The following is a 23,890-nucleotide window of genomic DNA, read 5'->3' on the forward strand; positions in this document are numbered from 1 at the left end:
CCCGTCGAAGCTCCCGGTTCTCCTGCTCAAGCTCTCGCACCCGCTGCGCCTCCGCAGTGCTGATACCGGGCGTGACGCCGTCGTCGATGTCGGCCTGCTTGACCCACATCCGCACGGACTCGACCCCGTATCCGAGCTGCGTCGCGACCCGCTGCACGGTCCCTTGCGTGAAGCCCAGCTCGGCGCGCAGCGCCCTCACCATCCGCACCGCGGCGGCCTTCTCCTCGCTCGAGTAGCGACGCGTCGTCGGCTTCCCCGACGCCAGTTCCTTCGGCATAACTCCATCCTCGTTTCCAAGGTCAGGAGCCTCCAACAATCTCAGGGCGCTTCAATCGCCTCTGCGTGTCAGGGTTGGGTGAGTCCACCGGTTCATAACAGTCCGCCTGCGGGGCGAGTTGAAGGATCAGACAGTCCGATGAGTTCGAGTCCCTTTGCCGCGGTCGCCGCGGCACCGCTCGAGGATTCCGCAAACCTCACCCACGACATCGCCCGCTGCTTCCTCGACGCCGGCGGCTCAGCCCCTGATCCACTCCCTTTATGAAGAGCCGGTAAGACCTGGCTCGCCCGGCCTGACTGGCCTTGGGAACCGTGGTGGCGGGCCAGGAGCCGTCTGGCCGAGTACATCTAGCGGGTGCCCGTGTCGTCGCGAACTGCCGCAATGTAGGCGGCGTATGCCGTTGCCGAGTCGATGGCGTGGCGCTCGATGGTGGCGGGGGAGTAGCCGAGGGCTTCGGCGATGATCGCGACGGGTGCGAGCTTCGTAAGCTCGTGCAGGGTGCCGAGTCGTGCCGCCCGGGTGCTGAAGACGCCCTTGAGTCGGTTCCGTAAGTGGCCGGGGTCGACGTGGCGGCCGGGGGAGTAGCCACGGAACACCCAGTTGCTGTTGGGGTGAGACGCTGTCAAGTCGTTGCCCGGGTTAGCAGCGAGTTCGCGCCAGGGCTGGTCGAGTGGATCGGGGAGCGCGATGTCGATCTTGCCGACGCGGACGGTGACGATCTCGTCGCTTACCTTCACGTCGTCCCAGGTCAACGTGACGACGTCTTCGATCTGCTGGCCGAAGACGAGGACGAGGATGGCTGCAGCACGATCCCGGCGTGTGATCTCTTTCGTGTGGACGACGCGTTGGACCGCATGGTCTTGATCCAGGGCGCTCATCCGGGGACTGGTGCCGCGGCGGTGACGCCGGACCTTCAGCTCGGGGTGGACGAGTCGCGCCTTGATGGCCCATGCGAGGAAGCGGTCGCTGAGGAGTCGGGTTGTGGTTCCGTCGTTGATCCAGGCGTCGAGGTGCTCCTGTTCGAGTTCACCCAGTTCGATGCCGTGGTCGGTGAGCCAGTTGACGAGTTCGATCGCGACCGTGACCGTTTGCTTGCTCCGTAGGAACGTGCCCTGCGACACGTTGTCCATCTGGTTCATCCGGCGCAGGTGGTGCCACCGGATGTAGCGCCGAAGCACGTCGCGGTTCTCTGGGTCTCTGACGCGTTCGAGCGCCTCCTTTGCCCACTCCTCGTAGCGGGCACGGTAGATGTCGCGTCGGGGGAGCGCGCCGTGCTCGACGAGGAGCCCTCGGACGAAGTCGCGTGTGTGCGACTTCGGCAACGCGTCGAACGCCTCGTGGGTGATGAGCGGCGCGATCGCCAGGTTCTGGAGGAACTCGGTGACGTGCTTCTGCCGGATCCATGTCAGGCCGCTGTTCGAGCGCTTCATCGCCTTGAGCGCCGTCGCCATCGAAAGGAGCTCGTCGGCCATCACACCGGTTGTCGGGTTGGTCAGGAGACGATCGACGGTGACGCCGAGGACGCAACCCCAACAGCGCCCGCCGTCGTAGAGCTCGGCCTCCGCGCCGCAGCTGCGACAGTCGATGTTGAGCCTGACGCCCGAGCATTGCCGACAGGCAGGCTGCTCGTCGACGATGCCGGGAAGGACGCCCTCGTGGCCGCAGGCGCATCGACCTCGAGTGCGCTTAGCCTGCTGGTAGCAGTAGGTGCAGACGCCTCCGTCAGGCCAGCGCGCCACGGTCTCGTGGTGCTGCCCGCAGCGGCCGCAGGGCTCGGGCCAACGCGCCGGATCCTCGGCCTTGCGGGGTCGAGCCACGGCTACTCGTCTTCGTCGTCGGCGACGAGCCGGACGCGGTAGGCGATCGGGTCTCCGGACTTCACTCCCAGGTCTTCGCTGCGCTTGGGCGCATTGGCCGTCGCCGCGGCGCGTAGTTCCACGACGATCTCGAAGAGATCGTTGGGCTCGCAGTCCAAGATGTCGCACAGGGCCGCGAACGTACGGGCAGGAATCCGTTCGGGCGTGCCGGTCACGAGCCGATAGACCTGGCTCTCGGACAGGTTGATGCCTCGCGACTTCAAGAGCGGCATCAGTTCGGTGGTCTTCCAAAGGTTCCGCTGCGCCATGACGGTGCGCAGGTTCCAGCGGAAGCCAATGCGTCGCTGCTCAGCCATCAGTGTCCTCCGCTCGATCACCGTCGGACTCACGGGGAAGCCCGACGTACCTCTGCGTCGTCGACGGCCAGACGTGGCCTACTTGCTTGTGGGTGATTTCACGGCTGGCAGTGTCCAGGGGAGTGTGCTTACTCATCGCCGTTCTCCTCTCGCTTGCCGATCCGGCGGGCGATCATCTTCTGAACGGTCTTCTGCTTGAAGTCGGCCGACACCGATGTGTACAGGCTGGTGGTCGATGCGTACGAATGGCCAACCTGGGTCTGAACGAAGGCCGGGTCGTAGCCAGCTTCGATCAGGTGCGTGACGTAGGAGTGCCGCAGACAGTGAAGGCCGAGTTCCGCCGGAAGACCTGCTGCGTCTCGCGCCGCGGTAAAGGCGTCGCCAAGTCCACCTACCGTCACTCGATCGCCGCGCTCGCTGGGCCACAGCGCAGAGGATCGATCGGCAGTCGCGAGGCGATCCCGGCCGCCAGGGGACGTCCACATCTGCATCATCCCGACTGACCAGTCGAACTTGGGAACCGTCAGGACAGTGCGGCGGCGCGGACCTGAACCGGCGGTGCCTTTGGCCCAGCGAACCGTTAGGGCGCCGAACATGCCGTAGTCGGGGACATGCGGGTTGGGGCCGAAGTCGTGCAGGTCGAGCATCGCCAGTTCGCGTCGGCGCAGACCGTAGGCGTAGCAGAGCTTGAAGGCGATCGAGTCGCGGAAGAGTGTCACCCAGCGCTTGCTACCTGCCGCGCGAGATGCGTCGACCTCGTCGTCGAGGAAGTTGAAGAGCTTCTCCAACTCGCTGCGCGTGAAAGAGCGGCGGGCCGGCGGAACCGCATCGTCCGTGGTGTGTTTCGGAGCGTTCCAGTCGAAGCAGATCTGCGCCGGAACGTCGCCGAACGTGCGGTCGCAGAACTCAGCCCAGCCGTACGCCGGGTTCGTCAGGAACGAGCAGAACATCGCCACCGCATTGCTGTCTGAACGGAGTGTGGTCAGACTGATCGGCTTCTCACCCGACCGGCGCTCGCCCATGTAGTCGTCGATGTCGACGGGCTGCCAGGTCCACGGGAACTTGCCCGAGTACGCCTGGAATCGCCGGACGACGCCGCACCTGGCCTTGATCGTGTCGACTTGCAGGCCCCGAGCCAACATCTGCGCGCTCCAGCGATCCAGCATGGCCTCGAAGACGCGCTCGTCGGCGCGGAACAGTCCAACGGCGTCGTCGCTGAGGAACCCCGGCACGAAACCCGGAACCGACTGATCCATCGCCACCTCACAACAGCGGAAACATGCATTAGATGCAAGTAACCTACGCTGACCTGCTGCGATACGCCAGCAGCGCGTCGACAGCGGGGCGTCGCCTCCAGCGCTATTTGCCCGCTGACCTGCAGGAACTGGGAAATCGTCACCACGCGGGAGTTCTTGCACTAGATGCAACTCCCGATGGTTCTTGTCCGATAAGCAACATTATGTCATTTAGAGTGGATAGGGCCCCTCCCCGCACTCCCTGTCCTGGATCCCAGCGGCGTCGCCGTCATCCAGCGTCACTGTGGGTTACCCAGCTTCTGGGCGCCCCGAAGCTGCCTCGCCCAGGCAGACGCTGGATGACCGGACTGCCGCTGACCAGAGGGGCGGAGCCGGTGCGGACGTCGCGGCCCTCAGCTGGGTGCCGACGTCGGCTTCGCCGAACGCGCTGCTTCACCCAGCCGGCGCAGATCCTCGATCAGCGCCAGGGCCCGATCTCGGTGCGACGGCGTGGTCACGGCGTACACCCGATCCCACACCGGGGGCAATCGCAGCACGTCGTACGACTGCGTGATCCGCGTCCCTCCGGGCGCCTCCGCCAACTCGATCTGCCAGCGCGTACTGTCCGGCAGCAGCACCGTGGGCAGGGTCCGCCAGGCCAGCAGCCGCGGCCGATCCACTTCGACGAACTCACAGGTGCGACTCCAGCGCAGCTGACCGGCGCGGTTTGCCCCCTTGAAGCGAGTCCCCACCGCCGCCCGCTCGGCCCCGTCGAGCCATTGCCCGGAACGACACTCACCGCTCCACTCGTCGATGCGCGTGACATCCGAGATCACTGCCCACACTTCTTCGGGTGAGGCCGGTACGACGACCTCTACGCGGGCCTGCTTCTGAATCTGAGCCATGTGGTCCCCCGACCCCGTGGGACGAGTGACGCCTCATCCCCGATCAGTCTACGGTCGCCCTCCGGGGCCATCATCGGAGCAGGTGCCCCCAATTTCAGGGGGTTTCGACCTGTTTGATCGGCTGGGTCCAACGCGCCAGGAACGTGAAGCGCCGGGAGAAGAACCGGACCAGGATCCCCACCAGGAACGCGCTGATCACGGTGCCTTCCCGTACGCCCTCCAGGCGACCCATCAGCAGCAGCGACGAGATGGCGGCCAGCGCCACCAACGTCCAGTCGAAGATCACCTTGACCTTCCCGAACTCCGCCCCGGTGACATGGCACAGCGCGATCACCGCACCTTCACCGGGAAGGTTGAGCACCTTCGGGGTGACCTGCATCCAGACCCCGACCGCGAGGACGAGCGTACCGGCCACCGACACCAACAGTTGGGCCCAGTACGCGTGCACCTCGATCCCCCGGGTCAGCCAGATCGACAGGTCGCACAGGCCGCCGAACAGGAACCCCGCCGGCAACTGCCACAGCTGGAACCGCGGATAGTCCCGGCGCAGCAGCAGGATCTGCAGGATGATCAGCAGGACATTGATGATCACCGTCGTGGTGCCGAGGCTGAGCGGGAACGCGGTCGAGAACACCACCGGCAACGACGAGATCGGGGTCGTGCCGATCCCGGCGCGTACGGTGAGGGCCACCCCCAGCGACATCAGGAAGATCCCGACCACGAAGAAGCCGTACCGCACCAGATAATTCCGCACACGCGATTGCGTGTCCATGTGGCCTCCTGTCCGGTCCCCCGACCGGAGACCCGGTCAGCCTACGATGCCGACCGCCGCGGAACCGAAGCGAAATGATCCACTGGGCGGAACAATCCGCGGCCCACCGACATGAGCAGTGCCACCGACCGCGGCGAACTCGCCTCTAGACTGCGTGGCATGCCGTGGAATGCGAAGACGCGCGATGAGATCCTGCGAACCGTGGGCCGGGGTGCGCTCTGGGTGGCCGGCGCTCAGGTGGCCGTGGCTGCCGGGGTCACCGCGGTGGACCGGATGCGGGTCCATCGCCAGCCCCCCTCCGGCGACTTCCCGCGATTGCCGTCCTATGACATCGCCGCGGCCAGCGGGAACGAGCTCACCGTGTTCACCGACGGCGACACGCTCTACCAACGCATGCTCGAGGACATCCGCGCCGCCAAGCACTCGATCTGGTTCGAGTCGTTCATCTGGAAGAGTGACCAGGCCGGCGAGGACTTCAAGCGCGAGCTCACCGCCGCGGCCAAGCGTGGCGTTCAGGTGCTCGCCATCTATGACAAGTTCGCCAATCTGGTCGTGCCGCCCGCTTTCAAGCGCTTCGATCCCGACATCCACGTCCTCGCCTTCCCGCTGCTGCAGCCCGGCAATCCCCTGTCGCTGCGCACCTGGGCGCGCGACCACCGCAAGATCCTGGTGGTCGATGAGGAGGTGGGCTACGTCGGTGGGTACAACATCGGGCAGCGGTACGCCGACACCTGGCGCGACACCCACCTGCGGGTCGAGGGACCCGGTGTCTGGGAACTGTCCAATGCCTTCACCGATTTCTGGAACAAGCACCGTAAGCGCCGCCACCCGATCCTGCCCGACCGCGGCGCGAAGAGTTGGGAACCCCGGATGCGGGCGATCCAGAACGAACCCGACATCATGCTGTTCCCGGTCCGGGGCACCTATATCGATGCCATCGAGCGTGCCACCGAGTCCATCCGGATCTCCCAGGCGTACTTCCTGCCCGATCACACCGTGGTCTCCGCCCTGTTGCGTGCCGCCGAGCGCGGGGTCGCGGTGCATGTGCTGATCCCGGAGTACTCCAATCACATCCTGGCCGACTGGGCCGCCCGCGCCGGGATCCATCGGCTGCTCGCCGGGGGCGTACGCATCCACCTGTTCCGGCACGCGATGATCCACGCCAAGACGATGACCGTGGACGGCCGGTGGTCGACGATCGGGACCACCAACATCGACCGCCTCTCCCTCACCGGGAACTACGAGGTCAACATGGAGCTCTACGACGAGCAGTTGGCCGAACACATGACCAAGGTCTTCGCCACCGACCTCACCAACTCCCGGGAACTGACCCTCGAGGAATGGGAGACCCGGCCCTGGTACAAGCGCGCGGTGGAAACGATCCTGCGACCGCTGGCCCCCTTGCTCTAGCGTTCGCGCCACCCGGCGCTGAACACCGCCGAACCCCGGAGCACCTTCGCGTGACAGACTGGCCCCAACGACGGAGAGGCAGTGGTGGACAATCTCATTTCGTGGGCAAAGCCCGAGCAGTTCGGGATCGACGAACTGAGAAATCTGGCGCTGAGAGGCCGAATCCGCGTGCCGGAGTTCCAACGCTCCTTCCGCTGGGCCTCAAGTGACGTCCTTGACCTCTTCGACTCGCTACTCAGAGGGTTCCCAATCGGCAGCCTGTTGCTGTGGCAAGCCGAGGCTCCATCGGGTTCGGTGCAACTCGGCGCCCTCTCGATCGAGGCACCCGAGAGTTCTGATGCCTATTGGGTGATCGACGGACAACAGCGCATCACCAGCCTGGTCAATGCGGTGAGCCCGGAAGCCTTCGATCTCGAGGATCGGTTCCGACTGATGTACTCGCTGGAGGACAATCGCATCAAGCGGCCCCACGAGGCACGCGGCGAACTGGCGATCCCCCTGCCTGACCTGTTCGACATGCCGCGAGCTATGGGCTGGGTCAGCGACAAGGGCGCCACCGATCAGGTAGCCCGGATCGCCGAGGTGAACCAGTTCCTTCGCGATATCCGAATCCCTGCATCGGTGGTCGCTCGAGACGCGGACATGACGACGCTCCGCGAGATTTTCGACCGGATGAATTCCTCGGGCAAGCGCTTACGCGGCGCGGAGATCTTCGATGCCATCAACCGAAGTCTCGGCAACAACTCTGCCGACACCGATTCCACGGCGGTGGTCGCCGACCGGGTCGCCGCAGCCACCACCTTCGGCCGGGTCTCCGACGACGTCGTCCACCAGGCCATTCTGGTGCGCCGACATCCCGACTTTGCACGAGACCCGCACGGAGAGTTCGGCTCGGAGCGGCAACAGATCTCGAACTTCCCGGATGAGGACCAGACCCAGGCGTACCGGGGTGCAGAGGAGGCCCTGATCCGGGCGGTGAGCTTTCTGACCGACACCGCTGGCGTCCCGCACACGACTTTCCTCCCATACCGGAGTCTGCTGCTGGTCCTGGTGCGTTTCATGGCCTTCCACCCCCGTCCCTCACCACGAAATCGCGAGTTGCTCTCTCGATGGTTCTGGCGGGCTGCCGTCGCCTTCGCCACCAACACCATCAGCAATACCCAGCAAACCGGACGCATGCTGGCAGGTCAGATCGAGGTCGGTGACGAAGACGCCACGGTCCAGCACCTACTAACAGCAGTGTCGTCCGCAGATGGAAAGACGCCACCCGGAGCCGAAGATTTCAAGGCTCCGAGTGCCGTGTCGAAGATCCACCTATGTGCCTATTGGGCGCTCCAACCGATTGAACCGTCGAACGGGATTCCGATCGACGGCGCCGCGTTGGCTACTGCGCTGGAGGACTCACCCACTGCCTCCCCAGTGTTGCCGAAGCTCTCCCCTCGCCCTCCATCAATGCATTTGGCTGCTCGGATCATGTCTTTGAATCTCGGCGGCGCGGAGGCAGTGCAGGCACTCGCCACGAAGTCGCTCTCGGTACCGGACGATCGGGCCCTGCGCTCCCATCTGTTCGAGTTCGACGAACTGCCGGCATTGCAGGCCGGGGACCTCGCCGAGATCCTTCCGAAGCGGGCGGCTCGCTTCGATGCCCACATCGAAGATTTCATCGCCCAGCGGACGGCCTGGGGATTCGAGTCCACACCACCACTTTCTCTGTTCGATCTCGATGACGAGGCGACCGAGGCATCGTGATTGCGCCAACCGACCGGAGGCAGCACGCTGTCTTTCTGAGCGGGGTCCGGGTGGGCACGCTGTACCGGCGCGGGGATGCCACCCGGTTCGAATTCGAACCGGGCTATTGGGACGATCCAGCCCGGCTCGTTCTCGGCCTCTGGTTCGAGAACAATCCGTCCGAATCGCCCCGCGCCAGCCTGCGCCTCCCGGCCTGGTTCAGCAACCTGTTGCCCGAGGGCCGATTGCGCGAGTGGATCGCCGACGACCGCGGAGTTTCCACCGCACGGGAAATGGAACTCCTGCTCCGCATCGGCCACGATCTTCCGGGCGCGGTCACTGTCAGCGAGGCTGACGATCGAGTCTGGCGCGAACCTGGGCATTCCTCTGCGGCACAGGCGCCGGACGCCTCGCGACAGCCTGCTGCCTGGCGATTTTCCCTGGCCGGGATCGGCATGAAGTTTTCGATGCTGCAGCGTGCCGATCGCCTCACAGTTCCAGCGGTGGACGAGTTGGGGGACTGGATCGTCAAATCGCCCGATGGCGCTCACCCGCACGTGCCCATCAACGAGTTTGCCATGATGCGCTTGGCCTCCCGCGTCGGGATCGACGTTCCGCAGATTCGGTTGGTCGACCGCTCCGAACTCCCGCCCCTTCCGGAGATCGCCTGGCCCAATGACGAGCACGTCGCCTTCGCAATCGAACGTTTCGACCGAGGTCCGGCCGGTTCCAGAATCCACATCGAGGACTTCGCCCAGGTGCGCGGATTCTTTGCCGACCAAAAGTACGAGGGTGCGTTCGACACCGTGGCCGCGCTGGCGTACCGGGGTCAGCACTTGGCCGACCTAGTCGAATTCACCAAGCGTCTTACATTCAATGTGCTCATCGGGAACGGTGATGCCCATCTGAAGAACTGGTCACTGCTCTACGCCGACGGTCGAATTCCACGGCTGAGCCCTGCCTACGATCTGGTCTCGACCGGCCCCTACGCGCCGTACCCGTCCGAGGACATGGGCCTGAAGCTCCGGGGGAACCGCAAATTCGAGCGCGTCTCCCTGTCCGATTTCGATCGCCTCGCCACTAGGCTCAACGCCCCGCATGCGGCTCTTGGGGACGTGGCGGACCAAACCATCAAGGCATTCGAGACCGTATGGGACCCCGATTCTCCAGCTCTGGCGCCGATCCCGTCCGTGGCTACCTGGATCGATCAGCGTCTCCCTGGAATCATCACCTCACTCCGTCGCTGACCCACCCGGGCGCAGCGGGCGTACGCCGGGCGGCTAGGGTCGGAAGCTACACGACTCGAAGGAGAGCCACCATGTCCGACAACCACGTCTACAAGATCCTCGAACTGACCGGTTCCTCCCCCGACGGGACCGATGCGGCGATCCGCAACGCGATCACCAAGGCGTCGGAGACGGTCCGCGATATTCAGTGGTTCCAGGTGCTGGAGACCCGCGGGCACGTCGCGGACGGCAAGGTCGCCCATTGGCAGGTCACGATCAAGATCGGCTTCACCCTGGAGGACTGACCCGGGTACTCCCCCGGGCCCCCAGCGAGCCCTGGCATGAGCGGGTGATCCCCGACCTGCAGCCGCCGGCCGACCGGCCCGCTCGACACGCGCGCCTCGGCCGGCTATCGCTGCGCCGCAACACGCTCCTCGAGTGGGGTGTGGCCCTGGTGGTGGCGACGGTCCTGGTGGCGGTGTGGGCGTCGAGTGTCCCGACCGGTCCCCTGCTCTTCGGGCAGGTGATGGGGTCCATCATGGTCGCGACGAGTGCCGTGGTGCTGATGATCTGGCTGGTCCGGGTGATCCGGCGCCGGCGGATGTCGTGGGCGCTGGTCGGCTCGATCGCCGTCCTCCTCGGCGGTCTGGCTCTCGCCGCCACTCCCCTGCCGGCGGCGGCTCACTGGCCCGTGGTGCGAAACGATCTGGAGTCCGCCCTGGCGTCCGGCGAGTGCCCCGGCCGGGCCGGGCTGCTGAAGGTGCAGGAGTGTACGCCCGTCGCCGGGACGACCGGATTCGATTTCGGCACCGGCTTCCTGAACCAGGTGGTCGCCGTCAAGCTCGACGACACCGCGCGGGCGGACCTCGAGGCCCGCGCGGCGGCCGATCCGACTGCCCTGGACGGGCGTATCCGTTCCGCACTCGGCGACGGCTGGTACGTGGTCGTCTTCGAGTGGTGAGCCGGCCGCGTACCGCTCAGGCCGTACGCAGCAGCGGAATCACCTCCTGGGCGAATCGGGCGGCGTTCTCCTCCTGCGGGTCCTGGCCCATTCCCTTGGTGATCAGCACCAGCCGATCGAAGCCGAGATCGATGATCGGCTGCAGCTTCTCGGCGCACTGCTCGGGTGAGCCGACCACGGCAAAGCGATCGACGAAATCATCGTCGATGACGCCCTTCGGATAGAAGGTTCCGCCGCCGCCCCAGCGCTGCCCGTGCGTGCGGTACGCCTGCCCGAGCTCGGTCACCGCCCGGCCGACCACGGCGGCGTCGTCGGCGGAGATCCCCGGCAAGGGGGTGCCGTGCAGGGCGGAGAACCGCGACTGGGTCATCACCGCCCCGCGGATGTACTCCCGGGCCCGGGTCAGCGTCTCCCCGGTGCCGACCGCGACCTGCAGGTAGCAACTGAACCGGAATCCGTCCTCGGCCAGCCCGGCCGCGGCCCGGGTGGTGCGTACCTGGTCGATCAACCCGCGCAGCCGCGCCACGTCCGCGCCGACGGAGAAGGTGACCCCGTCACCCAGCCGCGCCGCCAGGTCGACCACCTTCGGCCCGGTCGCACTGATCTCCACGATCGGCTTGGGCAGATCCAGCGCCGCGTCGCGCTCGAACAGGGAACTGATCGTGCTGGGGAACCCGGCCAGGTCCACCGTCTCCCGGCGCAGGTATCCCTGCAGGCGGGAAACGTACTGCTCGAACTCCCGCAGCCGCATCGGATCCTGCCCCAGCTGGTGCATCGCGCCGTCGCCGCGGCCCAGGCTGTAGACCACCCGTCCACCGGCGACCGCGTTGACCGTGGCCATCGCATTGGCGGTGATCTGCGGATGCCGGGTCGGGACCGAGGCGCCGCTGCCGATCTTGAGGGTACGCGTCGCCTGCGCGGCCAGCGTCAGACACACATACTGATCCGGCGACCCGCCCTGCCCCTCCCCCAGCGCCAGCCCGTCCCAGCCCAGCGACTCCAGCCGGGCAGCAATGCTGCCCAACTCGGTCAGGGGTGCCGGGTACCCGCCCAGCCGCCAGAATTCCACCATGATCCGCCTCGCTTCGTTGCGATATTTCGTTGATGTTCACGACGAACCGTATACCTGGATGGCGGCCGGGTGTCCCGTTCAGCGCTGATAGAGCGCCGGAACAGCATCCGGGGCAGCGTGTTGCGGATCGCTCGTAGCCGGTTCGCCCATCGTGGCAGCCTTCGCCCGCCCCATCCCGATCAGCGTGATGACCGCCGCGATCGCGGTCGCCACGCCGGCCACGACGAAGCCCTGGGTGAAGCCGGCATTAAGTGCTTCGAGTGCCAGCCCGTGGGCTCCCGCCCCCGGCGTACCGGGTGGCAACGAGTTGACCGCGATCGCTCCGCCATGACCGGCTGCCTCGGTGGCGGCGACGATCTCCCCGGCCGGGAGTCCGGAACCGGCGAGCAGGGCCATGAGCGTGTTTCCGGCGGTGCTGAGTGCCACCGCCCCCACCACGACCGGCCCGAGGCAGAAGCCCAGGTCACGGATCATGTTGATGGTGGCGCTCGCCATCCCGGCCAGGTGCCGCGGCACCGAATTCAGCGCCACGGCCGTCACCGAGTTCAGCGCCAGACCGAAGCCGGCCCCGATCAGCAGCGCGGGCACCAGGAAGGCGACCAGGGCGGGATCATGGATGTTCAGGCCGGTCAGCAGGAAGTAGCCGGCCGACATCAGCACGAACCCGCCGCTGAGCAGCCAGACCGGACGCACCCGCGTGGTCACCCGGCTCATGACAGGAATGAGCAGGAAGGTCGGCAGCTGCAGCACGATGAACACCGCGGCGATCCGCAAGGCATCCTGATGCTGAATCGGGCCCATCCACATGCTGATGGCGTACCCACCGCCCAGGAAGGCAAACATGCCGAAGATGGCCACGATCGAACTCACCGCAAAGGCACGATTGCGGAACAGGTCGAGATGCAGAATCGGCGACTCCACCCGCGACTCGATGAACACGAAAGCGACCAGGAACACCGCACCGATCACGAACAGCACCCAGATCCACGGGGTGCCCCAGCCGACCTCCGGCCCCTGGACCGTGGCCACCAGCACGAGAATGAGCCCGACCGCAAAGGTCACCTGGCCGGGGACGTCCATCTTCCGGCCTTCCGGAGCCGAGGACTCGGTGGCCAGAAAGAGGGTCAGCAGGATCGACAGGGCGGTCAACGCGACCAGGACCCAGTACGCCCCGCGCCAACTGCCGTAGGTGCCGAACAACCCACCCAACAAGGGAGCCGCGCCGCCACCCGCGGACAGGAATCCCGCCCAGGTTGCCACGGCCCGGGCCCGGCTGGCCGGGGTATGGGTCACTGCTGCGGCCAGCGACAGCGATCCCGGGAGCATGGCACCGGCACCCAGGCCGTTCAGGGCGCTGCCGACCACGATCATGATCGGTACCGGTGCGGTGGCGCACACGATGAGGCCGAGCAGCAACACGCCCGCCCCGGCGACAACCAGCTTCTTGCGTCCGAAGAGGTCACCCAGCACCCCGAAGGTGAACTCGAAGACCACCACCGCGATCATGAACGCCGCCGTGATCCAGGTGAGGTGGCTCCCGGTTGCCCCGAGTTGGGCCACGAACAGACCATTCAGGGTGGAGGGAATTGAGCTACTGGCCTGGGCCACGAACACGGCGCTGCAAGCGCCGATCAGTGTCCCTGCCACCGCCTTGCGGGGCAGGTCCGGAGCGGTGTGTGCCGCCTGCATGTGGGTAGACATAGATCTCTCTCATCGTTGAGTCCGACCGGTCGGCAGGGAACGGTTCACCCGGACCGGAATAGGATCAGTTTCAGAACGAGTCAGACGTGTCACAAGCGACATGTTCATTGAATGACCACTCCGGGACCGGCCGGCGTCATCGCAGACGGAAGATGTCGCCACATCAACAGGAGGTCCGATGCCCCGTACCAGCGAACCCGGACGCAGCGTCAGCGCCCGGCTGCTCGATGTGTTGTTCGCGTTCCGGCCCGGACACAGTGAACTGTCCATGTCCGACCTGGTCGAGGCCCCCGGGATTCCGCGGGCCACCGTACGCCGCTACGTCGCTGAGCTGCTCACGGCCGGCGCGCTGGACCGGACGACGGCAGGCACGTACACAATCGGCCTTCGCCTGTGGCGGCTGGGTACGCTCGCCCCCTCGACCGAGCCGCTGCGCCGGATCGCGGCGCCCTTCATCGAGGACCTCTACTCCGCCCTGCGGCAGCATGTGCAACTGGCCGTCCTGGAGGGTGACAGTGCCGTGGTGATCGAGCGGTTCTCCGACCGACCGCGGTCGGCCTGGTCTCCCGGGTGGGTGGTCGACTCCCCCTGCATTCCTCCGGTGCCGGGAAAGTGCTGCTGGCCCACGCGTCGGCGGAGTTGCTGGATCGGATCCTGGGGCAGCCTCTGCGCGCCTACACGATGGAGACCATCACCGACCCGGACCAGCTCCGCGCCGAACTGAGCCGGAGTCGCTCCAGTGGCACCGCGGTCGTCCATGACGAACTCACCCCCGGCGCCACGTCGTACGCCACCCGCATCGTCAACGGGGACGGTCGGGTCGTCGCGGCACGGTCGGTGGTCGTGCGCAGCGGCTCGATCAAGGAGCACGCGATTCTGCCGGCGCTGGTGACCAGTGGCCTCAACATCTCCCGCCTGCTCGGCTGGGAGCCGACCACTCGCCTCCGCCTCGGCTGATCCAGTCATTGAATGAACGCGCGCGGCGCGACCCCTGGTCATTGAATGACCACACCGGTTTCGGGCGGAGGCCCCCGGGCCCAGACTCGTCGGCGTACGGCAAAGGTCGCACGAAAGGACAAACGGTGACCGGAATCAAGGAATTGGCCTACGTCGTCTACCAGGTCAGCGACCTGATGGACTGGGAGCACTTCGGGGTCACGCTGCTGGGAATGCAGTTCGGGCACAAGACCCCCAACGGGTTCAGCCTGCGCACCGATCAGAAGGCGTACCGGTGGCTCATCGAACAGGGGCCGGCCGACGACCTGGTCGCCACCGGCTTCGAGGTCGACAGCGACGCCGAACTCGACCTGATCGTCGCCCGCCTGCAATCAGCGGGTCGGGAGGTGACCGTGGCCGATGCGGACCTGATCCGCGCCCGCCGGGTCGAGCGGCTGGTGTCCACCACCGACCCGATGGGCAACCGGGTGGAGTTGATCACCGGCTTCGCGGACGCGGACACTGCGTTCGAGTCGCGGGCGCTGCTCGGCGGGTTCGTAACCGGGGCCGGTGGCGCCGGTCACGAAGTACTGACCACACCCGGAGTGACCCGGGAGACCTACCTCGAGTTCTACGTGGACCTGCTCGGCATGCAGATCAGCGACACGATCGTGGAGAAGATCGCCCCCGGCGTGTACGCCGACCTGATCTTCCTGCACTGCAACCCGCGACACCACACCGTCGCACTCGGCGACGTTCCGGTGCCGCGCAGCATCCACCACTTCATGGTCGAGGTGAGCGACATCCGCGATGTCGGCCGGGCCTGGGACCGGTGTCTGGCGGCCCATCAGCCGATCGAGATGACGCTCGGGATGCACACCAATGACCGCATGTTCAGCTTCTACGTCTCCAGCCCCTCCGGCTTCGCGGTCGAATTCGGCTGGGGCGGACTGCTCATCGACGACCCGGCCGCCTGGCAGATCGGTCACTTCGACATGCGAGACAGCTGGGGCCACGAGTCCCCCACCCGCGTTGCGGAAAGCCTGCACGCGGGAACCATGAAAGGAGCGCACTGATGGCGCTGCAAGAATCCGAAATCGCCCGCGACATCCGTACGCGCGACTGGCAGATCCACTACAACGAGGTCGGCGAGGGCCACCCCGTCGTGCTCCTGCACGGCGGAGGCCCCGGCGCAACCGGCTGGAGCAACTACGCGCCCAACATCGAGGCTCTCGCCCAGCACTTCCGGGTGATCGCCCCGGATATGCCGGGTTGGGGTCAGTCCGATCCGGTGGACTTCAACACCCTTGACCATGTCGATGTCGCGCTGCAGTTGCTCGATGCGCTGAACATCGACAAGGCAGCCTTCGTCGGCAACTCGATGGGGGGCCACACCTCCATCCGGCTGGCGGTGGAGCATCCGGACCGGGTCTCGCACCTGATCACGATGGGACCGCCGCTGCACATGGGACCGGTCATGTTCGGTCCGGGCGGTCTGACCGAGGGGCTGCAGAAGATGTACGCGGCCTACCACGACGCTTCGCCCGAAGGAATGAAGCGTCTGGTCGAGATCATGGTTCATGACAAGGAACGCTTCGCCAGCCCGGAGCTCACCGAACAGCGCTCCGCGGCGGCGCTGCGGAACCAGCGTCACCTGGACAATGTGATTGCCGCCGGCCCCAAGGCCCCGATTCCGATCTGGATCGGCGCCGACAAGGCCAAGATCTCCGGCATCCAGGCCCCGGCCCTGCTCATGCACGGTCGCGACGACCGGGTCGTCTCCTTCGAGACCACCCTCTTCCTGGCGACCAACATCCCCGACGCGCGCGCAGTGCTGTTCAACCGATGCGGCCACTGGGCCCAGTTGGAGCACGCCGATGAATTCAATCGACTCGTGACCGATTTCATCCGGCACAACTGACCACGACTGAACCGCAGAATGCGAGGGTGCCCGGAGACGGACTTTCCGGGCACCCTTCCGCTGTCGGCGGCGAGAGAAAGTGACCCTCAAAAAGCGGTCAAAAGTTTGGTTGACCTTACTCCGGAGCAGGGCATTCAATAGAGATGCAGCCGGTAATTCGGCATGCCCCGTACTTCCAAGGATGGCCCCCCATCGCCACGTAATTTCAGCAATCTGGAGCCAACATGCGCACCGCAATCAAAACTCTCGCCATCATCGTTGTGGCCCTCGTCGCCGTCCAGGCCTCCATGCACGCCTGGGGCTCGGCCGGCCTGGAGCAGTACCTCGCCGCCGGCGGCGTGGTCGACTTCAACTCCCCCACTCCCCTGCCGGTCGTGGAGTACACCGGGCTGATCATCCACGGCATGAACGGGATGTACGTGATCCCGCTCGTGGTCCTCGTGCTGACCATCGTGTCGCTGATCTCGCGGATCCGGGGCGCCGCGCCTCGCGCGTTCATCCTGCTCGGCCTGGTCGTGCTGCAGGTGACCTTCGGCCTGCTCGGTCACGTAATTACCGTGTTCGCACTGCTGCACGGCATCAACGCCATCCTGATCGCGACGACCGCGGTCATCACCGCCCGGTGGGCCAGCAAGCCCGGCACCCAGGCCACCGCCCAGGCGCCGCAGCGCACCGCTGCCCACGTCTGAGCGCGGGGCCCGGCTGAGAGGGCCGGGTACGATCCACCCCCCGATCGTACCCGGCCCTTTCCGAGTCACTTTCCCATCGTTTCCAACGAAAATCAGCCGTTTCTCTCGGGAACGCCGCTGATTTCGACGCAGGCTTTCCGAGACTATTGCAGCGTCGGCGACCGGAGTTTTCCAGCCAATCCCCGCTGCGACGAACCCCACCTTATCGACACGCAACGGTAACGGTCGTAACCCCCGCGAATTACTCTCCCCGGACAGAGCAGAAAAGTGCCCGTACCTCCTGATTCCGGCCCCGCACCGAGCCCGACCTCCCCCGGCCCCCGGCCCGCCGTCCGCGTCCTGCGGAAAGCCGCCGTGATCGCGCCGATCGTGCTCGCGCTGCTGGCCGGCTGGCTCTGGTGGGACAGCCGGCTCCCGGACGCCTACGGCGTCCACGACATGGGCATCCCCGACTACGGCGGCGGTCCCCCGCTGGGCATGACGCACCAGGCAGGCCAGCACGATGCTCCTGCCGACGGCGGGCGAAGCGTCACCGACTTCATCGCCGACCCGAACCGACCCGCCGATGTGCACGTCGACCTGGTGGCCCGGTTCGGACCGGTCACCCTGGCCGACGGGACGACCGGGAACCGCTACTCGCTGAACGGTCAGACCCCCGGCCCGGAGATCCGGGCCCGGCAGGGGCAACTGATCGAGGTCGTGCTGCACAACGAGAACATCCCCACCGGCACCGTGCTGCACTGGCACGGAGTCGAGGTGCCGGCGGCCATGGACGGGGTCGCCGGGGTGACCCAGGACGCCGTCCCGCCCGGCGGAAGCTTCACCTACCGTTTCGTCGCCAACCGGGCCGGGTCCTTCTGGTACCACTCGCACCAGGTCTCCCACGAACAGGTGTCCGGTGGCCTGTTCGGAGCGCTCATCATCGAACCGGCCGACGGGCCGATCCGCGATGAGGTCGCGATGCTGCACACCTACCCGGGTACGACGCGTACCCTCAACGGGGTCGCCGGCGAGGTTTTCCGGGCTGCTGCCGTCGGCGAGGTGGTCCGCGTCCGGGTTGCGAACACCGACAGTGTGTCGACCGTCGTCTGGGTCACCGGTGGCCCTTATCAACTCGTCGCCATCGACGGCACCGACCTGGTCGGGCCGGCCGAGGTCAGCGATCGCAAGATTGCGCTGAGTGCGGCCGGACGGGTCGACCTGCTGGTCCGGATTCCCGCGGGCGGCGTACGGATCAGGGCGCCGGGGGTGGCGCTGCTGCTCGCGCCGCCGGGACAGGGCGGCCCGCCCCAGCCGGTGGCCAACGCGCCCACGAGCTACCTCGACCCGCTGAGCTACGGCAGCCCCGCCCCGGCGCCGTTCGATGTGGACCACCCCACCCGTCGCTTCGACTACGCGATCGGCCGGTTCGTCGGCTTCCTCAACGGGGTCCCGGGCATCTGGTGGACCATCAACGGGAAGATGGGCCGCCACGTGCCGATGTACGTCGTCGCCGAGGGGGACATCGTCCGGATGCGGATCGACAACACCAGCGGCGACGTGCACCCGATGCACCTGCACGGCCATCGCCTGCTGGTGCTGTCCCGCAACGGCGTACCGTCCACCGGGTCGCCGTGGTGGGTCGACTCACTCGACGTGCTGAACGGGGAGCACTACGAGGTCGCCTTCGTGGCCGACAACCCCGGGGTGTGGATGGACCACTGCCACAATCTGCCGCATGCCTCCGAGGGGCTGATGACCCATCTGTCCTATGCCGGCGTCGACACGCCCTACCGGATGGGCCCCTACAACCACCCGGAATAGCGGCTCACACCGACGTGGCCAGCAGCTCCCGCAGATGCCCGTCGACCTCGTCGAGGTAACTCTGCTCGAAACCGAACAGACCCAGGTGACCAGCGATCGAATGCACCGGACGGAACTCCGACCCGGGCGTCAGCTCCTGCTGCTCCTGACAGTCCCGCGGCGGAAAGAACATGTCCGAGTCGATCGGCATCACGAACATTTTCGCCGTGACCCGCCCCAGCGCTGCCGCCAGATCGCCGCCGGCGTTGCGGGCGACATCGCCGCGCTGCCACTTCCAGCCCTGGACCAGCAGCGAGTTGGGGTCCATCGCGCCGAAGACGACCTGCAGGAACCGCTCCTGGAATTCTTCGAAGTTGTCCCAGCCCTGTCCCTCGACCAACGGCGGTATGCCGCGCCAGAACTCGGTCTTCCAGAACTCGGTGGTCAGGCCCATCACCGCCCAGATGTCGGCGTGCCGGGCCAGCCCGTCGCGGACGTCGGTGTTCGCGGCGTACTCCCCGCCGTTGAAACCCGGGTCGCTGGTGATCGCATCGAGCAGCGTCCGGGTGAACAGGAAGTCGTGCGGAGTGTTCTGGGCCGTCCCCGCGATCGGCGCGGCCCGCAGCACCTTGTCGGGGAACCGGACCGCCCATTCCCAGGTCTGCTGGGCCCCCATCGAGCCCCCGACCACCAGGGCCAGCCGCTCGATGCCGAAGTGCTCGCGCAGCAGGATCTCCTGGGCCCGGACATCGTCACCGATCCGGACGTTCGGAAACTTCGACATCGCGATCGACGGGTCATCGGTGTTGTGCGGGGAGGTGGACAGGCCGTTGCCGATCTGGTTCACCACCACGATGAAATACTTGGCCGGATCCAGCGCCCGACCCTCGCCGAGGTACATCTGCCACCAGGTGGCGTGCGTGCCGGAGAACCAGGTCGGGATCAGGATCGCATTCGATTTCTCGGCGTTCAGTTCCCCGTAGGTGGCAACCGCCAGGTGGAGGTCGGCGAGGACGCCGCCCTCCTCCAGCTCGAAGCGGCCGATCGAGATCATCTCGTAGGGACCCTGCGCCTCGGGAGAGTAGAACGGATTCTGGATGGCCATGAGTGCTCCTTTGCACGGTCCGATGGCCAGAGTCTAGGTCGTCCACTCTCCCGCGGGCACGGCCCCCGGTCAGTCCTGGTCGTACAGCTTCATCGCCAGGTTGCCGTGGGTGTGCGCGGCGCCGGCGCGCAGGGCCGCGGCGACGGCGACGGCGCGGGCCACCTCGCCCTGGCTGGCGCCCTCCTTCTTGGCACCCTTCACATGGGCGTCCATGCAGTAGGGGCACTGGGTGGTCGCGGCAACAGCGACAGCAATGAGCTGGCGGGTCTTGGCCGACATCACGTCGTCACCGGTGAACACGGCCTTGTCGAAGGCGTTGAAGGCCTCGACGGCACCGCCGGCGTTCTGGCGCAGGGCCCGGGCGTACTTGACGTCGGTGGGGCTGGTGTATTCGGTGTTCTCATCGCCCAGCTCGTACAGCTTCATCGCCAGCCAGCCGTGGGTGATCGCACCGCCGGCGCGGATGCCCGCCGCGACCGCGATCGCCCGGGCCACCTCTTCCTGGCTCGCGCCCTCCTTCTTGGCGGCCTTCACGTGCGCGTCCATGCAGTAGGGGCACTGGGTGGTCGCGGCGACGGCGATCGACATGACCTGCTTGTCCTTGACCGACATCACCTCATCGGCGGGGTCGAAGACCGCGGCGCTGAGATCGCGGTAGCCCTGCACCCCGGCGGGGTAGGCGTGGCGCTGCTCGACGACGAACTTGAAATCGGAGGGTTCGTGATAGTGCATGAGGACTCCTGATTGTGGGGACGAGGCCACACGGTACGCCCCGCCCCAACCCCTGCACGTGGGCGGGGCATACTGGCGCCATGAGCCTGGATGCCGGCAAGACCGCCCTGCTGATCGTTCATCTGCAGCACGACATCGTCGCGGACGGGTCACCGTTCGGGGTGCTGTTCCACCCCGAGTACGCCGCGCGCCACGTTGCCGAGCAGGTCAATCGGGCCGCGACCGCGCTGCGCGATCGCGGCGGCTCGGTGATTGCGCTGCGGATCGCGTTCCGGCCCGGGTACGGCGATCTGATCCCGAGCATCCCGTTGCTGGCAATGGCGCAGCAGGCCGAGGCTCTGGTGGACGGCACCCCGGGGGCGGAGTTGGTGCCGGAGTTGACCCGCGACAAGCAGGATGCGGTGGTGACCCATCAGCGGCCAGGCCCCTTCACCGGGTCCGAACTGAATGAGCTGCTGCAGCAGCGGGGAATCGAGGACGTCGTGGTCTGTGGGGTCGCGACCAACGCGTCGGTCGAGGCGGCAGTACGCCAGGCCTCGGACCTCGGCTACCGCACTGTCGTGCTCTCGGATGCGACCTCCGCGGGTGACACCGCCGCCCATGAAGCGTCGCTGGCCTCCCAGGGACTGTTCGCCCGGGTGATCACGGTGGCGGAGTTCACCGGCGAGTTCGCCTGAGTCGGCCCGTCGGACCTGGGCCGGGAACCGGCACCACGCCCGAAACGCCACCATCCGCCGGCCCCGGGGGACGGCGGATGGTGGGCGCTGGAAATCAGTTGCAGGTGTAGGTGACGCCACCGACGACGTGGGTGCCGGGACCGAGTTCGGCGCACTTGGCCGCAATGCCGCCGAGGCTCACTCCCATGACGATGCCGCCGATGATCTGGCCGAGCAGAAACACGGCTCCGATGATGATGCCCACGGTGGCCAGGGTGTTCTTGAAGCCCGCGGCCTTCGATTTGCCGCGCGCGATGATGCTGACGATCAGGCCGACCAGCGGAATCACGATGGCCAGGATCAGGCCGACCAGGCCCATCGTCTTTCCGGGGTCCTCCCGCGGAACCGATCCCGGGTATCCCTGACCGGGGTAGCCCTGCGGGCCCGGCCCGCCGGGCGGCGGAGGCGGCGTTCCGCCCGGTGGCGGTGGTGGGTACTGGCTCATCCTGCTGCCTCCTCGACTGGTCTGCCCACAGCTTAGTGGGCAGCCCCTGGGGCCGAGTCGGGGGTACCCGTGGTGGGTGCCGGACCCGGTTCAGCCGGCCCTCTGCAGCGGGATCCCCATCGCTTCGGCGAGTTGGGAGATCCCGGCCGCGAGCTCCTCATCCCGTGCGGTCAGGTGCCCCACATCGTGACTGATGGTGCGCACCGTCACCCGTGGATAGGTCAGCTCCACGTCGGGGTGGTGATTGAGATCATCGGCCAACTGCGCCATCCGCGACACGAACTCGGCCCCGGCCCGGAAGTTGCCGGTGGCGTACACGGCCACCAGTTTCCCGTCCTCGACCCGCCATTCGGGATGGCCCTGCACGAACTGTCCACTCGCATCTTCAACCATGTCCTCAGCATGGCACTCGACGCGGGGGTTTGATCGGCCAACTGACAGGGAGACGACGCCAGTTTCGTAATCAGCCCCATTTCTCGGCGCCTGGGCCACGTCGGACCGCGGCGAGCCGGCTCAGCCCAACGGCCCTCGGGTGGTGGCGGTCAGGGACTCGTTCACGTCGAAGAACAGCGCCCGGATGCCACTCACGCCGAAGCCCTGGAGTCGTCGGGTGTGCATGTCCGCGTAGGCGTGGGCGCTCGCGGCATCCTCGAACAGGTAGATCCCGCCCGCCATCCCCTGCTCGGCATTCTCGGTCCAGATTTTCCACCGCAGCCCGGGCTGAGCAGCGATGTCCTGCGCGAGGTCGGCGTAGGCGGCGGCCATCTCCTCTCCCCAGGGACCGCGGGACGGGAAGTCGAGCTGCACCAGGGTTGCCATGGCTGCCTCCTCAGGGATCTGCTGCTCCATTGTCGCCCCGGCGGTGGCACGCCCGCCACCGTGGCCGGGTCGGTGAGGGGAGGATCCGGTCAGGCGGACGCTCCCTCGGATCCAGTCCCAGGGCGCGGCGAGCCACAACAGCCCCACCCCGGCCAGGGCAAAACTGAGCCGCGCCAGCAGCCCGAGCCGGTTCCGCCCGCGAAACGCACCCACCAGCAGGACGAGTACCGCGAGCACCCCCACCAGCGAGTGCGCCCCGGACTCGATCCGCTGCACCCACACCGGCGCCCCCTCGCCGGGGTACCCGAGCAGGGCCAGGCCCGCCCTGGTGACACTGCTGTTGGAGTTGCTCAGCACGATCACCGCTTGCTGGTTCCTGGGGTCGAGAGCGAGCAGGGTCCGCGTGCCGCCGGTCCCGCCGTCGTGCCAGGCGACTTGGTCCCCCGGCGGACCGGTGAGCACCCACGCCAGGCCCATCTGGGAGTCCGGTATCGCCGGGGTCGGCACCCGCGGCTCGAGGGCCGCCATCCCGGGGGCGGTCCCGGCCAGCAGCGCCCGGGCGTACGTGGTGAGGTCGTCGGCGGTCGTGGTGACCCCGAGCCCGGCCGGGGCGTACCCACCGCCGGTCCACGGCTCGACGGCGCGGCCCCCGGCTCTGTGGGGCTGCGCCAGGTCGGGGTGCGGCTGCCCGGCCGGGGCGACGAAGGTGTCGGTCATCCCAGCGGCAGCAGCAGCCGCTGGGTGACCAGAGTCGTCCAGTCCGGGGCGTTCGCCGCGCGCGCGAGGGCAAACCCGAGCAGCGACATGCCCAGGTTGGAGTACGCCCACTCCCCCCGTCCGGTCAACGACACCCGGCGGGTCTGTTCGATCACCGCGGCGGACTCTGCTTCGGTGTAGATGCCCAGGGCCTGCCCACTGAGGCTCTGGGCGAGCAGGGCGGCGTCGATCGGCTTCGCGAGCTCGGGCAATCCGGACGTGTGCGTGGCCAGTTCCAGCAGCGTCACGCCACCGGCCTCGGTACCGGCCAGTTCGGGAAGGTAGCTGTCGAGGCGCCCGTCGAGGCTCACTTCACCGCGGTTCACCGCGTCGGCCAACAGGTGCCCGGTGAAGGCCGAGCAGCAGCGGCCGCGGACCCACCAGCAGGGCGAGCAGCGTACCGATCAGGCCGAGCAGCAGCAGTACGCCCAATCTCGACCGGAGAGACACCGCTGAACCGAGCTGGGCCGTGCCCTCAGCCCAATCGGGCTGCTCTCGGCCGGCAGGCGAAGGGCGCCCGGGTGAGTAA

25 protein-coding genes and 1 pseudogene are annotated in these 23,890 nt (G+C 67.0%); 12 read left to right on the forward strand and 14 right to left on the reverse strand.

Annotated elements, in window-relative coordinates:
• From G531_RS0105025 to G531_RS20565, 6 genes are all read right to left on the reverse strand, one after another.
• A partial coding sequence (locus G531_RS0105025) for a transposase (protein ID WP_035757612.1) occupies positions 1 to 277 on the reverse strand: 277 nt, incomplete at its 3' end.
• 347 nt (positions 278 to 624) lie between these two features.
• Positions 625 to 2,094 (reverse strand): Fis family transcriptional regulator, encoded by a 1,470-nt coding sequence (locus tag G531_RS0105030; protein WP_026926410.1) that lies wholly within the window; start codon positions 2,092 to 2,094, stop codon positions 625 to 627.
• A 2-nt stretch (positions 2,095 to 2,096) separates the two neighbouring features.
• The gene (locus tag G531_RS0105035) at positions 2,097 to 2,450 is read right to left on the reverse strand and encodes a helix-turn-helix domain-containing protein (RefSeq protein ID WP_026926411.1); all 354 of its coding nucleotides are present in this window, start codon (positions 2,448 to 2,450) and stop codon (positions 2,097 to 2,099) included.
• A 128-nt stretch (positions 2,451 to 2,578) separates the two neighbouring features.
• Positions 2,579 to 3,706, reverse strand: coding sequence for a tyrosine-type recombinase/integrase (locus tag G531_RS0105040; protein WP_035757614.1), 1,128 nt, complete (start codon positions 3,704 to 3,706; stop codon positions 2,579 to 2,581).
• A gap of 392 nt (positions 3,707 to 4,098) precedes the next feature.
• Positions 4,099 to 4,590 carry an SRPBCC family protein gene (locus G531_RS20560; RefSeq protein WP_051215070.1) on the reverse strand — a complete coding sequence of 164 codons (492 nt, stop codon included), beginning with the start codon at positions 4,588 to 4,590 and terminating at the stop codon, positions 4,099 to 4,101.
• A 94-nt stretch (positions 4,591 to 4,684) separates the two neighbouring features.
• Complete coding sequence (locus tag G531_RS20565) at positions 4,685 to 5,362, reverse strand: YczE/YyaS/YitT family protein (protein ID WP_035757625.1); 678 nt, start codon at positions 5,360 to 5,362, stop codon at positions 4,685 to 4,687.
• Positions 5,363 to 5,521: 159 nt separating this feature from the next.
• Between G531_RS20565 and G531_RS0105055 the strand changes: the two genes are divergently transcribed.
• The 5 genes from G531_RS0105055 to G531_RS0105075 all read left to right on the forward strand — a co-directional run bounded on the left by G531_RS0105055 (position 5,522) and on the right by G531_RS0105075 (position 10,687).
• Complete coding sequence (locus G531_RS0105055) at positions 5,522 to 6,772, forward strand: phospholipase D-like domain-containing protein (RefSeq protein ID WP_051215071.1); 1,251 nt, start codon at positions 5,522 to 5,524, stop codon at positions 6,770 to 6,772.
• An 84-nt stretch (positions 6,773 to 6,856) separates the two neighbouring features.
• Positions 6,857 to 8,521, forward strand: a complete 1,665-nt coding sequence (locus tag G531_RS0105060) for a DUF262 domain-containing protein (protein WP_026926414.1) — start codon at positions 6,857 to 6,859, stop codon at positions 8,519 to 8,521.
• The gene (locus G531_RS20570) at positions 8,518 to 9,747 is read left to right on the forward strand and encodes a type II toxin-antitoxin system HipA family toxin (protein WP_281177504.1); all 1,230 of its coding nucleotides are present in this window, start codon (positions 8,518 to 8,520) and stop codon (positions 9,745 to 9,747) included. The genes G531_RS0105060 and G531_RS20570 overlap by 4 nt, the downstream gene beginning before the upstream one ends.
• A gap of 71 nt (positions 9,748 to 9,818) precedes the next feature.
• Positions 9,819 to 10,031, forward strand: coding sequence for a dodecin (locus G531_RS0105070; RefSeq protein ID WP_026926415.1), 213 nt, complete (start codon positions 9,819 to 9,821; stop codon positions 10,029 to 10,031).
• Between the two features lie 44 nt (positions 10,032 to 10,075).
• Positions 10,076 to 10,687 (forward strand): hypothetical protein, encoded by a 612-nt coding sequence (locus G531_RS0105075; protein WP_026926416.1) that lies wholly within the window; start codon positions 10,076 to 10,078, stop codon positions 10,685 to 10,687.
• A 16-nt stretch (positions 10,688 to 10,703) separates the two neighbouring features.
• Here G531_RS0105075 and G531_RS0105080 read toward each other — a convergent pair whose 3' ends face one another.
• Together G531_RS0105080 and G531_RS0105085 are read right to left on the reverse strand one after the other, a co-directional pair.
• On the reverse strand, positions 10,704 to 11,759 hold the full coding sequence (locus G531_RS0105080; protein WP_026926417.1) for an LLM class flavin-dependent oxidoreductase: 1,056 nt from the start codon (positions 11,757 to 11,759) through the stop codon (positions 10,704 to 10,706).
• Positions 11,760 to 11,837: 78 nt separating this feature from the next.
• Positions 11,838 to 13,460 carry an MFS transporter gene (locus G531_RS0105085; RefSeq protein WP_081683834.1) on the reverse strand — a complete coding sequence of 541 codons (1,623 nt, stop codon included), beginning with the start codon at positions 13,458 to 13,460 and terminating at the stop codon, positions 11,838 to 11,840.
• Positions 13,461 to 13,638: 178 nt separating this feature from the next.
• Here G531_RS0105085 and G531_RS27075 point away from each other — a divergent pair.
• From G531_RS27075 to G531_RS0105110, 6 genes and pseudogenes are all read left to right on the forward strand, one after another.
• Positions 13,639 to 13,806: pseudogene (locus G531_RS27075) on the forward strand (helix-turn-helix domain-containing protein); the annotation flags it as partial.
• 224 nt (positions 13,807 to 14,030) lie between these two features.
• The gene (locus tag G531_RS26395; protein ID WP_428829747.1) at positions 14,031 to 14,417 is read left to right on the forward strand and encodes an IclR family transcriptional regulator domain-containing protein; all 387 of its coding nucleotides are present in this window, start codon (positions 14,031 to 14,033) and stop codon (positions 14,415 to 14,417) included.
• Between the two features lie 125 nt (positions 14,418 to 14,542).
• On the forward strand, positions 14,543 to 15,472 hold the full coding sequence (locus G531_RS0105095; RefSeq protein ID WP_026926419.1) for a VOC family protein: 930 nt from the start codon (positions 14,543 to 14,545) through the stop codon (positions 15,470 to 15,472).
• Positions 15,472 to 16,317 carry an alpha/beta fold hydrolase gene (locus G531_RS0105100; protein WP_026926420.1) on the forward strand — a complete coding sequence of 282 codons (846 nt, stop codon included), beginning with the start codon at positions 15,472 to 15,474 and terminating at the stop codon, positions 16,315 to 16,317. The genes G531_RS0105095 and G531_RS0105100 overlap by 1 nt, the downstream gene beginning before the upstream one ends.
• A gap of 224 nt (positions 16,318 to 16,541) precedes the next feature.
• On the forward strand, positions 16,542 to 17,006 hold the full coding sequence (locus tag G531_RS20580) for a hypothetical protein (protein ID WP_051215074.1): 465 nt from the start codon (positions 16,542 to 16,544) through the stop codon (positions 17,004 to 17,006).
• A gap of 354 nt (positions 17,007 to 17,360) precedes the next feature.
• Positions 17,361 to 18,809 carry a multicopper oxidase family protein gene (locus G531_RS0105110; protein WP_051215075.1) on the forward strand — a complete coding sequence of 483 codons (1,449 nt, stop codon included), beginning with the start codon at positions 17,361 to 17,363 and terminating at the stop codon, positions 18,807 to 18,809.
• 4 nt (positions 18,810 to 18,813) lie between these two features.
• Here the strand turns inward: G531_RS0105110 and G531_RS0105115 are convergent, their stop codons facing one another.
• Together G531_RS0105115 and G531_RS26400 are read right to left on the reverse strand one after the other, a co-directional pair.
• Positions 18,814 to 19,893 carry an alpha/beta fold hydrolase gene (locus tag G531_RS0105115; protein ID WP_026926422.1) on the reverse strand — a complete coding sequence of 360 codons (1,080 nt, stop codon included), beginning with the start codon at positions 19,891 to 19,893 and terminating at the stop codon, positions 18,814 to 18,816.
• Positions 19,894 to 19,962: 69 nt separating this feature from the next.
• Positions 19,963 to 20,625: a carboxymuconolactone decarboxylase family protein gene (locus G531_RS26400; protein WP_051215076.1), complete on the reverse strand. Its 663-nt coding sequence runs from the start codon at positions 20,623 to 20,625 to the stop codon at positions 19,963 to 19,965.
• An 80-nt stretch (positions 20,626 to 20,705) separates the two neighbouring features.
• Between G531_RS26400 and G531_RS0105125 the strand changes: the two genes are divergently transcribed.
• The gene (locus G531_RS0105125) at positions 20,706 to 21,302 is read left to right on the forward strand and encodes a cysteine hydrolase family protein (RefSeq protein WP_026926423.1); all 597 of its coding nucleotides are present in this window, start codon (positions 20,706 to 20,708) and stop codon (positions 21,300 to 21,302) included.
• Between the two features lie 94 nt (positions 21,303 to 21,396).
• Here the strand turns inward: G531_RS0105125 and G531_RS0105130 are convergent, their stop codons facing one another.
• From G531_RS0105130 to G531_RS0105145, 4 genes are all read right to left on the reverse strand, one after another.
• Complete coding sequence (locus tag G531_RS0105130) at positions 21,397 to 21,786, reverse strand: hypothetical protein (RefSeq protein WP_145978679.1); 390 nt, start codon at positions 21,784 to 21,786, stop codon at positions 21,397 to 21,399.
• 90 nt (positions 21,787 to 21,876) lie between these two features.
• Entirely contained in the window at positions 21,877 to 22,179 is a 303-nt protein-coding gene (locus G531_RS20590; RefSeq protein WP_035757628.1) for a 4a-hydroxytetrahydrobiopterin dehydratase, read from the reverse strand.
• Positions 22,180 to 22,299: 120 nt separating this feature from the next.
• Positions 22,300 to 23,322: a monooxygenase gene (locus tag G531_RS26405; protein ID WP_211221773.1), complete on the reverse strand. Its 1,023-nt coding sequence runs from the start codon at positions 23,320 to 23,322 to the stop codon at positions 22,300 to 22,302.
• Positions 23,319 to 23,672, reverse strand: coding sequence for a serine hydrolase domain-containing protein (locus G531_RS0105145; RefSeq protein WP_026926426.1), 354 nt, complete (start codon positions 23,670 to 23,672; stop codon positions 23,319 to 23,321). The genes G531_RS26405 and G531_RS0105145 overlap by 4 nt, the downstream gene beginning before the upstream one ends.
• Positions 23,673 to 23,890 lie beyond the last annotated feature (218 nt).

The organism is Granulicoccus phenolivorans DSM 17626 = NBRC 107789 = JCM 15570 (assembly GCF_000423085.1).
GTDB lineage: Bacteria > Actinomycetota > Actinomycetes > Propionibacteriales > Propionibacteriaceae > Granulicoccus > Granulicoccus phenolivorans.

Excerpts from the sequence above, each read along its gene's own strand:
- G531_RS0105035 (WP_026926411.1), bottom strand. The coding sequence starts at position 2,450 with ATGGCTGAGCAGCGACGCATTGGCTTCCGCTGGAACCTGCGCACCGTC.
- G531_RS0105055 (WP_051215071.1), top strand. The coding sequence starts at position 5,522 with ATGCCGTGGAATGCGAAGACGCGCGATGAGATCCTGCGAACCGTGGGC.
- G531_RS0105080 (WP_026926417.1), bottom strand. The coding sequence starts at position 11,759 with ATGGTGGAATTCTGGCGGCTGGGCGGGTACCCGGCACCCCTGACCGAG.
- G531_RS20560 (WP_051215070.1), bottom strand. The coding sequence starts at position 4,590 with ATGGCTCAGATTCAGAAGCAGGCCCGCGTAGAGGTCGTCGTACCGGCC.
- G531_RS20565 (WP_035757625.1), bottom strand. The coding sequence starts at position 5,362 with ATGGACACGCAATCGCGTGTGCGGAATTATCTGGTGCGGTACGGCTTC.
- G531_RS26405 (WP_211221773.1), bottom strand. The coding sequence starts at position 23,322 with ATGACCGACACCTTCGTCGCCCCGGCCGGGCAGCCGCACCCCGACCTG.
- G531_RS26400 (WP_051215076.1), bottom strand. The coding sequence starts at position 20,625 with ATGCACTATCACGAACCCTCCGATTTCAAGTTCGTCGTCGAGCAGCGC.
- G531_RS0105100 (WP_026926420.1), top strand. The coding sequence starts at position 15,472 with ATGGCGCTGCAAGAATCCGAAATCGCCCGCGACATCCGTACGCGCGAC.
- G531_RS0105040 (WP_035757614.1), bottom strand. The coding sequence starts at position 3,706 with ATGGATCAGTCGGTTCCGGGTTTCGTGCCGGGGTTCCTCAGCGACGAC.
- G531_RS0105125 (WP_026926423.1), top strand. The coding sequence starts at position 20,706 with ATGAGCCTGGATGCCGGCAAGACCGCCCTGCTGATCGTTCATCTGCAG.
- G531_RS0105115 (WP_026926422.1), bottom strand. The coding sequence starts at position 19,893 with ATGGCCATCCAGAATCCGTTCTACTCTCCCGAGGCGCAGGGTCCCTAC.
- G531_RS0105085 (WP_081683834.1), bottom strand. The coding sequence starts at position 13,460 with ATGTCTACCCACATGCAGGCGGCACACACCGCTCCGGACCTGCCCCGC.
- G531_RS20580 (WP_051215074.1), top strand. The coding sequence starts at position 16,542 with ATGCGCACCGCAATCAAAACTCTCGCCATCATCGTTGTGGCCCTCGTC.
- G531_RS0105070 (WP_026926415.1), top strand. The coding sequence starts at position 9,819 with ATGTCCGACAACCACGTCTACAAGATCCTCGAACTGACCGGTTCCTCC.
- G531_RS0105130 (WP_145978679.1), bottom strand. The coding sequence starts at position 21,786 with ATGAGCCAGTACCCACCACCGCCACCGGGCGGAACGCCGCCTCCGCCG.
- G531_RS20590 (WP_035757628.1), bottom strand. The coding sequence starts at position 22,179 with ATGGTTGAAGATGCGAGTGGACAGTTCGTGCAGGGCCATCCCGAATGG.